The organism is Arthrobacter luteolus NBRC 107841 (assembly GCF_001552075.1).
Lineage (GTDB): Bacteria > Actinomycetota > Actinomycetes > Actinomycetales > Micrococcaceae > Arthrobacter_B > Arthrobacter_B luteolus.
This window is the reverse complement of the sequence record NZ_BCQM01000002.1, coordinates 61,734-76,148: the sequence shown is the minus strand read 5'-3', so window position 1 is coordinate 76,148 and position 14,415 is coordinate 61,734. Positions and strand designations below refer to the sequence as shown.

Annotated in this window: 13 protein-coding genes; 6 read left to right on the top strand and 7 right to left on the bottom strand. The window is 65.1% G+C overall.

All coding sequences use genetic code 11. From position 1 onward, the window contains the following. Positions 1-103: 103 nt before the first annotated feature. The 4 genes from nrdF to nrdH form a co-directional block, all read right to left on the bottom strand. On the bottom strand, positions 104-1,078 hold the full coding sequence (gene nrdF / locus AL3_RS04390) for a class 1b ribonucleoside-diphosphate reductase subunit beta (protein ID WP_066297289.1): 975 nt from the start codon (positions 1,076-1,078) through the stop codon (positions 104-106). A gap of 45 nt (positions 1,079-1,123) precedes the next feature. Continuing rightward, positions 1,124-3,262 (bottom strand): class 1b ribonucleoside-diphosphate reductase subunit alpha, encoded by a 2,139-nt coding sequence (gene nrdE, locus AL3_RS04385; protein WP_174522113.1) that lies wholly within the window; start codon positions 3,260-3,262, stop codon positions 1,124-1,126. Further along, entirely contained in the window at positions 3,259-3,762 is a 504-nt protein-coding gene (gene nrdI, locus AL3_RS04380; RefSeq protein ID WP_066298369.1) for a class Ib ribonucleoside-diphosphate reductase assembly flavoprotein NrdI, read from the bottom strand. The genes nrdE and nrdI overlap by 4 nt, the downstream gene beginning before the upstream one ends. 140 nt (positions 3,763-3,902) lie before the next feature. After that, positions 3,903-4,148 carry a glutaredoxin-like protein NrdH gene (nrdH, locus tag AL3_RS04375; protein WP_066297287.1) on the bottom strand — a complete coding sequence of 82 codons (246 nt, stop codon included), beginning with the start codon at positions 4,146-4,148 and terminating at the stop codon, positions 3,903-3,905. 359 nt (positions 4,149-4,507) lie between these two features. Between nrdH and AL3_RS04370 the strand changes: the two genes are divergently transcribed. Both AL3_RS04370 and AL3_RS04365 read left to right on the top strand, forming a co-directional pair. Beyond that, the gene (locus AL3_RS04370) at positions 4,508-5,446 is read left to right on the top strand and encodes a LysR family transcriptional regulator (RefSeq protein ID WP_066297284.1); all 939 of its coding nucleotides are present in this window, start codon (positions 4,508-4,510) and stop codon (positions 5,444-5,446) included. Positions 5,447-5,552: 106 nt separating this feature from the next. Beyond that, the gene (locus AL3_RS04365) at positions 5,553-6,647 is read left to right on the top strand and encodes an FUSC family protein (RefSeq protein WP_246168593.1); all 1,095 of its coding nucleotides are present in this window, start codon (positions 5,553-5,555) and stop codon (positions 6,645-6,647) included. Positions 6,648-6,652: 5 nt separating this feature from the next. Here the strand turns inward: AL3_RS04365 and AL3_RS04360 are convergent, their stop codons facing one another. The 3 genes from AL3_RS04360 to AL3_RS04350 form a co-directional block, all read right to left on the bottom strand. Then, a complete protein-coding gene (locus AL3_RS04360) occupies positions 6,653-7,147 on the bottom strand; it encodes a hypothetical protein (RefSeq protein WP_066297283.1) in 495 nt (164 codons plus the stop codon). A 109-nt stretch (positions 7,148-7,256) separates the two neighbouring features. Beyond that, the gene (locus tag AL3_RS04355) at positions 7,257-8,351 is read right to left on the bottom strand and encodes an App1 family protein phosphatidate phosphatase (protein WP_066297281.1); all 1,095 of its coding nucleotides are present in this window, start codon (positions 8,349-8,351) and stop codon (positions 7,257-7,259) included. Positions 8,352-8,382: 31 nt separating this feature from the next. Further along, on the bottom strand, positions 8,383-9,474 hold the full coding sequence (locus AL3_RS04350) for a fatty acid desaturase family protein (protein WP_066297277.1): 1,092 nt from the start codon (positions 9,472-9,474) through the stop codon (positions 8,383-8,385). Between the two features lie 310 nt (positions 9,475-9,784). Between AL3_RS04350 and AL3_RS04345 the strand changes: the two genes are divergently transcribed. The 4 genes from AL3_RS04345 to AL3_RS04330 all read left to right on the top strand — a co-directional run bounded on the left by AL3_RS04345 (position 9,785) and on the right by AL3_RS04330 (position 14,320). After that, complete coding sequence (locus AL3_RS04345; protein ID WP_066297270.1) at positions 9,785-10,777, top strand: patatin-like phospholipase family protein; 993 nt, start codon at positions 9,785-9,787, stop codon at positions 10,775-10,777. Positions 10,778-10,851: 74 nt separating this feature from the next. Then, entirely contained in the window at positions 10,852-11,628 is a 777-nt protein-coding gene (locus AL3_RS04340) for a MerR family transcriptional regulator (protein ID WP_066297268.1), read from the top strand. A 53-nt stretch (positions 11,629-11,681) separates the two neighbouring features. Beyond that, positions 11,682-12,989: a type III PLP-dependent enzyme domain-containing protein gene (locus tag AL3_RS04335; protein ID WP_083521436.1), complete on the top strand. Its 1,308-nt coding sequence runs from the start codon at positions 11,682-11,684 to the stop codon at positions 12,987-12,989. Continuing rightward, positions 12,986-14,320 (top strand): D-arabinono-1,4-lactone oxidase, encoded by a 1,335-nt coding sequence (locus AL3_RS04330; RefSeq protein WP_246168594.1) that lies wholly within the window; start codon positions 12,986-12,988, stop codon positions 14,318-14,320. Before AL3_RS04335 ends, AL3_RS04330 begins: the two co-directional genes overlap by 4 nt. Positions 14,321-14,415 lie beyond the last annotated feature (95 nt).

Below are 14,415 nucleotides of genomic sequence, written 5' to 3'. Positions count from 1 at the left end.
GATGCTCACACTAGTGGACGCACGCGAAAGGCCCGGACCCGCGAGATTCCGCGGGTCCGGGCCTTTGTCCAGGTTTCTTAGCTGGCTCTTCGGAAAGAGACGTTTAGAAGTCCCAGTCGTCGTCTTCCGTGTTCACGGCCTTGCCGATCACGTAGGACGAGCCCGACCCGGAGAAGAAGTCGTGGTTCTCGTCAGCGTTCGGCGACAGAGCCGACAGGATCGCCGGGTTCACGTCCGTCAGGGTGGAGGGGAACATGGCTTCGTAGCCCAGGTTCATCAGTGCCTTGTTGGCGTTGTAGTGCAGGAACTTCTTGACGTCCTCAGCCAGCCCGACGCCGTCGTACAGGTCGTGCGTGTACTGGACTTCGTTCTCGTACAGCTCGTAGAGCAGCTCGTACGTGTAGTCCTTCAGCTCCGCACGGCGCTCCTCGGAGGCACCATCCAGGTTGCGCTGGAACTTGTAACCGATGTAGTAGCCGTGCACAGCCTCGTCACGGATGATCAGGCGGATCAGGTCAGCCGTGTTTGTGAGCTTGGCCCGGGAAGACCAGTACATCGGCAGGTAGAAGCCGGAGTAGAACAGGAAGGATTCCAGCAGGGTGGAAGCCACCTTGCGCTTCTGGGGATCGTCACCGCGGTAGTACTTGGTGATGATCTGCGCCTTCTTCTGCAGGTTCTCGTTCTCGGTGGACCAGCGGAACGCCTCGTCGATCTCCTTGGTGGAGGCCAGCGTGGAGAAGATCGATGAGTAGCTCTTGGCGTGCACCGACTCCATAAACGCGATGTTGGTGTAGACGGCTTCCTCATGCGGGGTGAGGGCATCCGGAATCAGCGAGACGGCACCAACGGTGGCCTGCACGGTGTCCAGCAGCGTCAGGCCGGTGAACACACGCATGGTGAGCTGCTGCTCTTCCGGCGTCAGCGTGTTCCAGGACTGGACGTCGTTGGACAGCGGCACCTTCTCCGGCAGCCAGAAGTTGTTGACCAGGCGGTTCCAGACTTCTACGTCCTTATCGTCCTGGATGCGGTTCCAGTTGATCGCCTGCACTTGGTCGATCAGCTTAAGCTTCTCGGTCATTGAAATCCTTGTCTTGAACTCTTGAAGTAATTGAGGGGGAAGCGCCTACAGCATGCAGGAGACGCAGCCCTCAACTTCGGTGCCTTCCAGGGCCAGCTGGCGCAGGCGGATGTAGTAGATGGTCTTGATGCCCTTGCGCCAGGCGTAGATCTGCGCCTTGTTGATGTCACGCGTGGTGGCAGTGTCCTTGAAGAACAGCGTCAGGGACAGGCCCTGGTCCACGTGCTGCGTGGCAGCGGCATAGGTGTCGATGATCTTCTCGTAACCGATTTCGTACGCATCCTGGTAGTACTCCAGGTTGTCGTTCGTCAGGTACGGAGCCGGGTAGTACACGCGGCCCAGCTTGCCTTCCTTGCGGATCTCGATCTTCGACGCCACCGGGTGGATGGAGGAGGTGGAGTTGTTGATGTAGGAGATCGAACCGGTCGGCGGCACAGCCTGCAGGTTCTGGTTGTAGATACCGTGTGCCATGACCGATTCACGCAGGGCGGCCCAGTCCTCCTGGGTGGGGATGGTGACGTTCTCGAACAGCTCGCGGACACGGCCGGTCTGCGGAACCCATTCCTGGTTCACGTACTTGTCGAAGAACTCACCTGTTGCGTACTTTGACTTCTCGAAGCCGGCAAAGGTACGGCCGGTTTCGATGGCCAGCAGGTTCGAGGCCCGCACGGCGTGGTACACCACCGTGTAGAAGTAGATGTTCGTGAAGTCGATGCCCTCTTCTGAACCGTAATGCACCCGCTCACGGGCCAGGTAGCCGTGCAGGTTCATCTGGCCCAGGCCAATGGCGTGGGACTGGTCGTTGCCCCGGGCGATGGACGGAACCGAGCCGATGTGGCTCATGTCCGAGACCGCGGTCAGGGTCCGGATGGCTGTCTCAATGGTCCGGCCGAAGTCCGGCGAGTCCATGGTCTTCGCGATGTTCAGCGAACCCAAGTTGCAGGAGATGTCCTTGCCGGTCTCGTCGTAGGAGAGATCGTCGTGGTACGTGGTGGGCTGGGAAACCTGGAGGATCTCCGAGCACAGGTTGGACATGATGATCTTGCCGTCAATCGGGTTTTCCCGGTTCACGGTGTCCTCGAACATGATGTACGGGTAACCGGATTCGAACTGGATCTCGGCGAGGGTCTGGAAGAACTCGCGGGCCTTGATCTTGGTCTTCTTGATCCGGGAATCGTCAACCATCTCGTAGTACTTCTCGGTGACCGAGACATCGGAGAACGGCATGCCGTAGACCTTCTCGACGTCGTACGGGGAGAACAGGTACATGTCCTCGTCCCGCTTGGCCAGCTCGAAGGTGATGTCCGGAATAACGACGCCGAGGGAGAGGGTCTTGATGCGGATCTTCTCGTCAGCGTTTTCCCGCTTGGTGTCCAGGAACCGGTTGATGTCCGGGTGGTGGGCGTGCAGGTACACGGCACCGGCACCCTGGCGGGCACCGAGCTGGTTGGCGTAGGAGAAGGAATCCTCGAGGAGCTTCATCACGGGGATAACGCCGGAGGACTGGTTCTCGATCTGCTTGATCGGCGCGCCGACCTCGCGGATGTTCGTCAGAGCGAAGGCGACGCCGCCGCCGCGCTTGGAGAGCTGCAGGGCGGAGTTGATGGACCGGCCGATCGACTCCATGTTGTCTTCGATGCGAAGCAGGAAGCAGGAGACCAGCTCGCCGCGCTGCTTCTTGCCTGCGTTCAGGAAGGTGGGAGTGGCCGGCTGGAAGCGGCCCTCGATGATTTCATCCACGATCTGCTCGGCCAGCTGCTCGTTGCCGCGGGCCAGGTGCAGGGCGACCATGCAGACGCGGTCTTCGTAGCGCTCCAGGTACCGCTTGCCGTCGAAGGTCTTCAGTGTGTACGAGGTGTAGAACTTGAACGCACCGAGGAAGGTCTCGAAGCGGAACTTCTTCTTGTAGGCGCGCTGGTAGAGCTCGCGGATGAAGTTCATCGTGTACTGGTCCAGCGTCTCGCGCTCGTAGTACTCGTTCTTGACCAGGTAATCCAGCTTCTCTTCCAGGTCATGGAAGAACACGGTGTTGTTATTCACGTGCTGGAGGAAGTACTGGCGTGCAGCCGCACGGTCGGCGTCGAACTGGATTTCACCGTTCTTGCCGTAGAGGTTCAGCATGGCGTTGAGCTCGTGATAGCCCAGGCCCTTATAGGCTTCCGGCAGCTCCTTGGAGTCCGTCATGCCGGCTTCTGCGACTGATGTGTCCAAAACTCTTCCAATCCTTGGTTTACAGTGGCGACGTCCTCGGACGTGCCCATGAGTTCAAATCGATAAAGCACGGGGACCTGGCATTTGACCGAGATGATGTCCGCCGCCAGGCAGTAGTTTTCCCCGAAATTCGTGTTGCCCGCGCCGATGACGCCGCGGATGAGGGCCCTGTTGCCCTCGACGTTCAGAAACTTGATGACCTGCTTGGGCACCGCACCCTTGGCGGCGGCTCCGGGCTGGGCCGCCGTACCGCCGTACGTTGGCAGCACCAGGACGAACGGCCGGCGTGCCAGGAGGGTGGGTTCGCCGGTGTGCAGCGGAATCCGGCCAGCCTCCCGCCCGAGCTTCTCCACGAAACGTCCGGTGTAGCCCGAGGCCGAGGTGAAGAACACGAGATCCGCGTGCGTCACCGGGTTGGATTCGGCAGCCGGATGCCGCTGCCGGGTGCCGTTAGCGGCCCCGGCTGTCAGCATCGCGATTCCCAAAGTCATTGCGTCCTGCTTCTCTGCTGCGGTTTCTGTACTGCTGATTTATCTGTACTGCTGCAACTCTTGTCCTGCTGTGCTGGTGTACGTCCCTGCTGCGGCTTCCCCGCCGCGGCGGTCAGTCCTGATTAAGCGACTGAAGTAACGCTGGCCTGGGCCAGTTCCTCGATCTTGTCCGGGCGGAAGCCGGACCAGGAGTCCTGCTCGGTGATGACCACGGGGGCCTGCATAAAGCCGAGGGCCCGGACGCGCTCAAGAGCTTCAGGATCCTGGGACATGTCCACGCTCTGGTAGGCGATGCCCTTCTTGTCCAAGGCGCGGTATGTTGCGTTGCACTGAACGCACGAAGGCTTGGTGTAAACCGTGACGGTCATGGTGGTCTCCCCTTGATGATGCATGATGATGCCTTTGAAGTCTGTTCCTTGATACTACATCCGGCCACTACATCTAGTGCGCTGCCATGGGTCCCACCCCTAGATGATGTATTACAAGTATGTCATTCCACACGCTGTTCGTCCACAGTTTCTGCACAGGGGCGGCCCCTTGATTTACGTGGTTTTCCGCTCCGCGGACGGGGTTTCTCCACAGCCTGTGGAGAGTGGATGCACAGGCTGTGGGGCCGGCTTAAAGATTGCGTGTCGCCTGCCGTGGGCGTGTCGCCCGTAGTAGCTGCTACCACTAGATATGGTGGTCGACGGCGGCCCAGGGTACCAAGGAGAGGGTGTAAGGCATCGTGGTCAATCCGATCCATCTCAAAACGCTCCTGGAAGTCATCCGTTCCGGATCCTTTGCGTCCGCAGCGGTGCACCTGGGCTACACACCCTCAGCCGTGTCCCAGCAAATGTCCGCTTTGGAACGCGAAACCGGCACCACGCTCTTTGCGCGCTCAGCCCGGGCCGCCGTACCCACCGAAGCCGCCGTGGTGATGTCCCGCCATGCGGCGAAGGTGCTGACCGACCTGGATGCCCTCCTCGCCGCCGCGGCGCGGGCCGAAGCCGGCACGGAGCACGAACTGCGCCTGGGGATCTTCCCCAGCCTCGCCACCTTCGCCCTCCCCCGTCTGGTGGGTTCCCCCGACTGGCCGGATCTCGGCATCAATCTCAAAATCTTCGTGGCGGAGCCGGGGCAAACCATCCAGGGCCTGCGCTCAGGCGGGGAACTCGACGTGGCACTGGTCTTCCAGGTGGGGCAGGGCGGCCTGGCCTGGCCGGCCACAGTGACCCGCCAGTGGCTCGGCGACGATAACTTCCGTGTTGTCCTGCCCGCCCAATGGGGCATCCGGCCCGGCGCCAAGGTCACCGCTGAACAGCTCTCCGACATGCCGTGGATCATGCACCATCCCGGCACCCCGGACGCAATGGTCATTGAACGGCTGTTCGCCAGCTGCAGCCTGCACCCGCGGGTCTCCGCCTACTGCGACGACTTCAACGCCAGCCTGGAGATGGCCGCCGCCGGAATCGGGGCGGCGCTGGTACCGGAACTCGCGATGCTGGGCCGGCAGGACGGCATCGTTGTCCTGGATGTTCCCGAAATCCGGCTGGCGCGGAGCATTTTTGCCCTGCTCATCAATGACAGGCAGCTGCCGCGCACCCGGGTCTTTCTCGACCGGCTCGCGGAGGTCCTGCAGGAAATCAGCATCTCCCCCGGCCAGGAAGGCCAGCTCCGCCGCTGAGCCCCCGCTGCCCCGGCCGGTGCAGCCGGTGCAGTCGATGCAGCGGACCCTTGTGGGCCATCTCGCATAAATCGACGCCCCGTGGGCCACGGGGGATACTAACGACATGCAACTGCGAGGTAAGCCCCTGCCCAAACCGTCCGTTGCAGCTGTCTCCAACCGACTCACCGGCATGCTGCGCTACACCCGGCTCCAGCTCGCCATCAAGGCAGCGGTGGCCGTGGGAATCGCCTGGACGATCGCCCCGCTGGTTCCCGGGGTGGCGGCGCAGTACCCGTACTATGCACCCCTGGGCGCATTGGTGAGTATGTACCCAACGGTTTCCGGTTCGGCACGGGCGGGGATCCAAACGCTGATCGGCCTGGCTACGGGAATGGGCCTCGCCCTGCTCGCCCTGTTGTTCGGCGGGCCAACTGTCTGGACGATCGCCCTGATCGTGGGACTGGGCGTCCTGCTGGCCGGGATCCCCCGCCTGGGGGCCGGCCGGGATTATCTCCCCATGGCGGCCCTGTTCGTACTCGTCCTGGGCGGAGACGACGCCGATGGCTACTCATTCGGCTACGGAGTGCAGATGCTGGTGGGCGTGCTCGTGGGACTGACAGTGAACGCCGTGGTTTTCCCGCCGCTGCACCTGAACGGCGCCGTGGACGGCCTGGCGGCACTGCGCCTGAACCTGGCGAAGCAGCTGCGGGAAATGGGCATGGCCGTCGGCGAAAGCTGGCCGCCGGAGCACGAGGACTGGTCCAATCGCCGCACCGAACTGGTGGCCTTTAGCCGCGAAGTGCGCGAAGCCGTTCAGCTGGCCGATTCCAGCCGGCATGGCAATCTGCGCAGACGGCGCCACCAACGGGACCTGAGCGCCGACTTCCGTGCCCTGCGCGCCATGGAACGCGTCACCCTCTATGTCGAGGACATGACGGAGGTCCTGGCGACCGCCATCTGGCATACGCCGGAGGACACTCCTGTCCAGGATGACGTCGCGAGAGCACTGGAGCGTGCCATGCTCGCCAGCGCGGAAGCGGTGGAGACCTGGGACGCTGATACCGAGGAATACCAGGAAGCGGTGGACGCTGTCCAGGAGCTGGTGCGGCAGATGAACAGTTCCGCTTCACCGGACTCACCCATTGATGCCACGGCGTCCCTCGCCATGAGTCTCCGCCGGATCATGCGCACCATCCGCACCGAGGAAGATCAGCCCTAGAACGCTCAGGGCCGGACGCCGCCGGCCCTGCCCGCGCTCCGCAGTGCGGTCCCCTCTGACGGGCGCAGCCGCCTGCGGAGGTTGACTGCCAGCACCGTCAGCACGGCGCCGGTGACGACGGCGGCCCCCAGGGCAAACAGGGTGGCAGGATTCCCTTGCTGCACCACAAAGAACAGATGCCAGGCCAGCAGGACGGCCAGGAGGGTTGCCGCTCCGCAGGCGGCGGCCAGCACGGTGGCGCAGGCTCCCGCCCGGCGGGTATTGCCCGGGGCAGTCAGCCCGGCCAGGAGCCAGGCGGCGCCCGCAGCGATCTGAACACAGGCGAACCCGCTGATCACCACCGCAGCGTACGGCCGCAGCAGGTACGCATACTCCGGGAACGACACAGCCAGGTCCCCGCCCACCGCCGGCACGAGGACGGTCTGGGCCACGAGAATCAGCACGAAGGCCAGGATCAGCAGGACCCGGAGCTGCACCCGCACCGTTCGCGTCAGGGACACCGTTCGATTCGGACGTGCCGTTTGATTTCGGGAACCCGATTGATCCATGGATCGAGTATCGGCGCTTAGCTATCGTTTTTCAATAGCTTCATCGAGGAGAATGCTAAGGCTAGACCGCGTCCGGCAGCAGACCAAGCTCCGAAAGCTGCCGGGACATCCCGGCGCCGTCCGGTGCGTAGATCCACGGAATGTCCCGGGGCTGTTCGCCGGCCCGGCCAGCCGAACGCCCGCCGGCCAGTACAGCCTCACCCGGTGACAGTTCCCGGATAGCAACGGCCCGCACGTTCTCCGGGTGGCTCCGGCTGAAGGCTGCATAGATCTGCTCGTCGTGCTGCCCGTTGTCCCCAATCAAGAGCCAGCTGATCTCGGGAAACTCAACGGCCAGCCGTTCGAGCTGGGTCCGTTTGTGCTCCGGGCCGCTGCGGAACCAGCGGTCCCGTGTCGGCCCCCAGTCGGTGAGCAGGAGCGGGCCCGCCGGATACAGGTTGCGGGTGATAAAGCGGGTGAGGGCCGGGGCGACGTTCCAGGCCCCGGTGGAAAGGTAGAACACCGGGTTGCCTTCGTTTTCCCGCGCCAGCCGGTCCATCATCACGGCCATCCCGGGCGTGGGGGTGCGTGCATGCTCATCCAGCACAAAGGTGTTCCAGGCTGCGAGCAGCGGCCGCGGCAGCGCTGTCACCATGATGGTGTCATCAATATCCGAGATGACTCCGGTGCGGGCTCCGGGGTCCACGATGAAAACCGGTGAGACCGCCGCGGCGGCCTCCGGTTCAGCCTCGGGACGCAGCGTTACGGTGGTCCAGCCCGGAGCCAGGGACGCGGGCAGCACAACATCGATCACGCCGCCGCGGTCTGCCGTCACCAGGTGCTTCTCGGTGCCGACTTCGATGCATACGACGGCGTCATTGACCGGAGGGCTGGTGAAGTTGCGCCAGCCGCGCACGCCGTCGCGCAGCGCCTTGGCGGATTCACCGCTGCGGGCTGCGAGTTTTCCCGGCTTGGCGAGGACGACCCGGCCCAGGACCCGCACCCAGGTGGTGGATCCGTAACCGGTAAAGGAAAGCACCGTCTGGACTCCCCCGCGTTTGCGGGCCGCTTCCATCCGGTAGGCATGCAGCTTGTCCTCAAGCCGGGCACCGATATGGATCGCCTGGTCCTTGGTCCGCTTGACTGCGGGGAGGCCTGGGAGGGGAGTCGAAGACATAATTCCAGTCTGTCAGATGCTCAAGCCGGGGCTACCGGTACTGGGACCGGACAGGGCAGTCGAACGGGTCCCTTGCGGCCAGCCCAACCCGGTTCAGGTAGCGCACCACAATGCCGTAGGACTCGGTGAGGGTGGCTTCCGTGTAAGGAATCTTGTGCTTGGCGCAGTGTTCTTTGACGATCTCGCTGGCCCGCGCCAGATGCGGGCGGGGCATGCTCGGGAAAAGGTGGTGTTCCACCTGGTAGTTCAGCCCGCCCATGAAGGTGTTCATGCCGCGGCCGGTGACGTTGCGGGAGGTCAGGACCTGCCGGCTCAGGAAGTCCACCTTTGAATCCCGCGGAATCAGCGGCATGCCCTTGTGGTTGGGTGCGAAGGACGCGCCCATGTACACACCAAAAACGCCCAGCTGGACGCCGAGGAAGGCGAATGCCATTCCGACGGGGAGGAAGAAGAACACGGCGCCGACATAGAGGCCCAGGCGCAGGAACACCATGGTGATCTCCGTGTAGCGGCCCTTGACCTTGTTCTTGGAGAACAGGTGCCGGATCGACGTCGCGTGCAGGTTCACGCCTTCAAGGAGCAGCAGCGGGAAAAACAGCCAGCCCTGCCGGCGGGTCAGCCAGGCCATCAGGCCGGTCCGCGTCTCTGCCTGCTCGACCTGGAAGGAAATGGTGTCCATCTCGATGTCCGGATCCTTGCCAACCGTATTGGGGTTGGCGTGGTGCCGGTTGTGCTTGTTCATCCACCACTGGTAGCTGATACCGACGACGGCGTTGGCCAGGAACCGGCCGGCACGGTCGTTAGCGGGACCGGACTCGAACACCTGGCGGTGTGAGGCTTCGTGGGTGATGAACGCAATCTGGGTAAACAGGATGCCCAGCGCGGCAGCGATCAGCAGCTGGAACCAGCTTTCCCCGATCAGGAAGAAGCCGGTGCCTGCGGCGATGAGGCCGGCGCAGAGGAAGGCGAAGGTGGTGATGTAGAAGGCCCGGCGCCGCTTCAGCAGTCCCTCATCCCGGATAATTTTCAGCAGCGCCGAGTAGCTGCTGGTGACCGGATTGTCCCGGTTTCTGGGGGTACGGCCCGTGTTACCGGCCGAACGGGACTGTGCAGCAATGCTCATAGTGCCTCTGGAGGTCTTCGACTTCCCAGCCGCGAAATAGAGCATGTGCTCTGCAGATGTGACCAGCCTAACCCGACTTGCTGGCAAAAGCCTGAGCGGGGCCTCCGGGGCGCGGCCGGTGCTGCTATGTGACGCCGCCGGGCGGGCCCCGGGGGTTCCGGATGAACCTAATAGCTCCTGGCAACTCCTGATAAGTCAGGTTTAGGTCAGGTTTCCGTCCGCTGCTGCTCCGCCCGGGTTGACCGGTCCGGCATCCGGGCGGAGCATTGCTGGCAGAACCGGTCCGCAACGCCAGCGCCCAGGAGCAGCCGTGATCCGAGTCCTGTCCATTGACGGCGGAGGAATCCGCGGCATCATTCCTGCAACCTGGCTGATGAAGATCGAAGAACTGACGGGCCGGCATACTGCCGATCTCTTTGACATCATGGTGGGCACCTCCACCGGGGGCATCCTGGCTCTGGGGCTCGCCTGCCCTGCCCAGGGAAAGACCCCGCACAGCGCGGCGGCGGTGCGCAGGCTCTATGTTGACCACGGTGCGGAAATATTCTCCGGCCATGGACGCCGCCTGGACACATGTGCCGCGGGACAGGCATCCACTGACACGCAGCGGGCGGCGCGCTATTCCTCTGAGCCGCTGCGCCGGTACCTGGACCAGTATTTCAGTGACCGGCGGCTCTCCCAGGCCCTGAAGCCGGTTGCGGTGGTGACGGTGGACCTGGCCCACTTTGCCGGCCTGCTGTTCAGCGGCGGAGGGCTGGGCCAGCATCCCCTCGGCGACGCGCGGATGTCGCTGGCGGCCCTGGCGACGTCGTCAGCGCCCACGTATTTCGAACCGGTGCACCATGCCGGACCGGACGGCGTCGACCGCCTCCTGGTGGACGGAGGGTTGGCGGCCAACGATCCGGCGTTCGTGGCACTGGCACTGGCCCTGGTGCAGCAGCGGCGCGCCGGCGGAAATGAGGAGATCCTTCTGGTCTCCCTGGGCACCGGCCTCCAGGCGGGCGGTGGTTCGCTGGAAGCGGGCTCGCTGGCACAGCTGGCCCATCCCGAACAGCTGGCGGCCCTGGAACCTGTGGTCGAATCGCTGTACGGCGCACCCGGACTGCTCACCCGCCACCTGCTCGCCGCCGCCCTCGGTGCCGGATATGTCCGGATACAAACCCGGCTGCTCCCCGGCGTGGACCACGCCCTGGACAATGCCGGTCCGGACAACATCCGCGGGCTGCTGGAAACCGCTGATGCCCTGCTGGCGGCAGACGGGCCGCGGCTCCAGGAACTCGCCGCGAAGCTGACAGTGGGCTAAGACGTGTCCGGGCGGACCGTGGGCGGACCGTGATTGATTGACATTGACGCAGCGTCAACCTCTAGCGTGGAAGCGTGAACCCACAGGAACCCCGTGAATGGTCCGTGCAGGAGGTTGCCCGGCTGGCCGGTACAACCAGCCGGACCCTGCGCCATTACGACGCCGTTGGCCTCCTGCCGCCGTCGCGCCTTGGCTCCAACGGCTACCGGTACTACGACCAGGACGCCCTTGTCCGGCTGCAGCGGATTCTGCTTCTGCGCTGGATGGGGCTGGGCCTGGACGGCATTGCCGGTGTCCTGGAACGGGAAGGGGACGCGGCCGCCGCGCTGCGCACCCACCTGGCGTGGCTCAGGAATGACAGGGAACGGCTGGGGCGGCAGATTGCCGCTGTGCAGCGGACCATCACAGCATTGGAAGAAGGGCAGGACATCATGGCGGACAAAGCGTTCGATGGCTTTGACCATACGGAGTACAAGGACGAAGTTGAACAGAAATGGGGCAGGGAGGCGTATGCCCGCTCGGACGAGTGGTGGCGGAACATGAGCGACGGCGAGCGCACCGGCTGGCGGGCGGGGACGGAAGCGCTGGGAAAGGCCTGGACCGAAGCGGCAGCTCAGGGCACGGACCCCACCGGGCCTGCTGCCAAGGGGCTGGCGGCCCGCCACATCGACTGGTTGAAGAGCGTTCCCGGCGCTCCGACAGATCCGGCAAACCTGTCCGGGTATGTGCGTGGGCTGGCGGACATGTACGTGGCCGATCCCCGGTTTGCTGCTAACTACGGCGGAGCCGACGGAGCGGCCTTCGTCCGCGCGGCGCTGCTGGCCTATCTGGAAGGTGGCTTGAAGAGCTAGCCTCTCCGGTCCGGTTCCGGGCGCAGCGGCCTGTGCATGGCTAGTATCCATGCATGAGACTCACTGACCCGGTGCCCGAACCGGGCGCGGCCTGCACCCCGGAACGCGGAACCGGCGCCCGGCGCTCTGCCCTTAATCTCGGCATACCGCCCAGCGCGGAACCCTGGCGCAACCCGGCTGCCTACTGGCCCTCATTGAGCAGTGCCGTGGCGCATCTGGCTGCGCCGGCCGCGGTACTGGGCCTGGAGGCCCTGCGGTTTAATGCCCACGACCTGCTCCGGCGCGCCGGCGGTATCCCGCTCCGCGTGGCCAGCAAGTCCATCCGGGTCCGGGCCGTGCTGGATGCGCTGCTCGAGCTGCCGGGATTCCAGGGTATTTTTGCCTTCACCCTGCCCGAAGCCCTGTGGCTGGCGGAGCGCTGCAGCGACGTCGTCGTCGGGTATCCCACCGCCGACCGGAAGGCACTGGCACAGCTGCTCTCCGATGAGCGGCTGGCCGCCCGGGTCACGCTGATGGTCGACGACGAAGCGCAGCTGGACCTGATTGATTCCCTGGCATCCCCGGGGCGGCGGCCTCCGGTGCGCGTCTGCCTGGACGCGGATGCCTCCTGGCAGGCACCGGTGCTCGGTTTCATCGGCACCCGCCGCTCCCCCCTGCACACCCCGGACCAGGCACTTGGGCTGGCCCGCCGTGTCCTCGACCGCCCGGGATTCACCCTGGTGGGCCTGATGATGTACGAGGGACAGGTCGCCGGCGTAGGGGATGCGGTTCCCGGTGCCCTGCCGGCCAACCAGCTGATGCGCTGGATCCAGGGCCGGTCCATGGCTGAACTGACGGAGCGCCGCGGATCGATCGTCCACGGGCTGAGGCAGCTGGCGGACCTGGAGTTTGTCAACGGCGGCGGCACCGGATCCATCGAGGCAACGGGCCGGGATCCTTCGGTCACTGAGATTACGGTTGGCTCAGGGCTGTTCGCCGGGCACCTTTTTGACGCCTACCGGGCCTTCTCCCCCGCCCCCGCTGCCGCCGTCGCACTCGATGTGGTGCGCCGCCCCAACCGGAACACTGCCACCATCCTGGGCGGCGGCTGGATCGCCTCCGGCCCGCCCGGCACCAGCCGCGTTCCCCAGGTGGCCTGGCCGCCGGGCCTGAAGCTGCTGCCGCGGGAGGGCGCCGGTGAAGTACAGACACCGCTCACCGGCCGCGCAGCAGGAGACCTCGCCGTCGGAGACCGGGTCTGGCTCCGGCACGCCAAGAGCGGCGAGCTGTCCGAGCGGGTCAACCACTTCCAGGTGGTCCAGGACGGCGCTGTGGTTGCCGCGCTGCCCACCTACCGCGGCGAGGGAAAGGCATTTCTGTGAACCGGCAGGTCAAAATCCCGCACCAACCCCACCAGCGGCAGCAGTGGCGGAACTGGGGCCGGACCGTCAGCGTCCGTCCGGAACGGATCGAGGCCCCTGCCACCGTCCCGGACCTGCAGCGGGCAGTGGCAGCTGCAGCGGCTGCCGGACAGCGGGTCAAGGCCGTCGGCGCCGGGCACAGTTTCACCGGCATTGCCGAAGCTCCCGGTCTCCTGCTGGACCTGGCCCGGCTGCAGGGCCTGCTCGGTGTGGACACGGCCCGCGGCCAGGTCCGGCTGCTGGCAGGAACCCGCCTGCATCGGATTCCGGGACTCCTGGCACCGTACGGCCTGGCGATGCCAAACCTCGGTGACATTGACCGCCAGTCCATTGCCGGGGCGATCTCCACCGGGACCCACGGCACCGGTGCCGCGTTCGGCGGCCTGGCCACGCAGGTGGCGGGCCTGACCCTGGTGCAGCCCGACGGCGGTCTGCTCACCCTGGAAGCCGGGGACCCGCTGCTGCCGGCAGCTGCCCTGAGCCTCGGCGCGCTCGGCATCATCACCGAGGTGACCCTGCAGTGCGTTCCTGCCTTCGTGCTGCGCGCGGAAGAACGCTCCGAAGCCCTTGCCGGGGTCTTCGAAAACCTGACCGGCCGGGTCAAGGGAACCGACCACTTTGAGTTCTACTGGTTTCCGCACACCGACCGGGCAGCCACCAAATCCAATACCCGGCTGCCAGGCACTGCGGAGCGGAATCCGCTCCCGGCATTTGGCCGCTGGATCGATGAATCCCTGCTCTCCAACACGCTGTACCGGCTGACCTGCGCCGCCGGCACCGCCGCTCCCGCGCTGGTTCCCCCGGTCAACCGGGCAGCGGCCCGGCTGCTTGGCGGCAGGAGCTATGCCGACCTGTCACCGGAGGTCTTCACGCAGCGGCGCACGGTGCGCTTCCGGGAAATGGAGTACGCCGTGCCGGCAGATCTGCTGCCTTCCGCGTTCGAGGCGCTGCAGGGACTGATCCAGGCACACCGCTGGCGGATTTCCTTTCCGGTGGAGGTGCGCTGGGCCGCCGCTGACGACCGCTGGCTCTCCACTGCTTACGGCCGGGACACCGCTTACATCGCCGTACACCGGTACCACCGTGAGGATCCGGCCGAATACTTCGATGCGGTGGAGGAAGTGATGCTCGCGCATGAGGGCCGGCCGCACTGGGGCAAGCTGCACAGCCTCGGTGCAGCGATGCTGGAGCCGCGTTATCCCCGCTTTGGGGATTTCCTGGCCCTGCGGGACCGGCTCGATCCGGACCGGGTGTTTGCCAATCCCTACCTGGACCGGGTGCTGGGGACCTAAGCGCCCGCCCGTTCCCGCCGCTGCTGTGGGCCCTCCGGCCGTAGGACCGCCGTGGCGTTGCACCCTGACCTGCCCTGCACGCCGTACGATGAGCC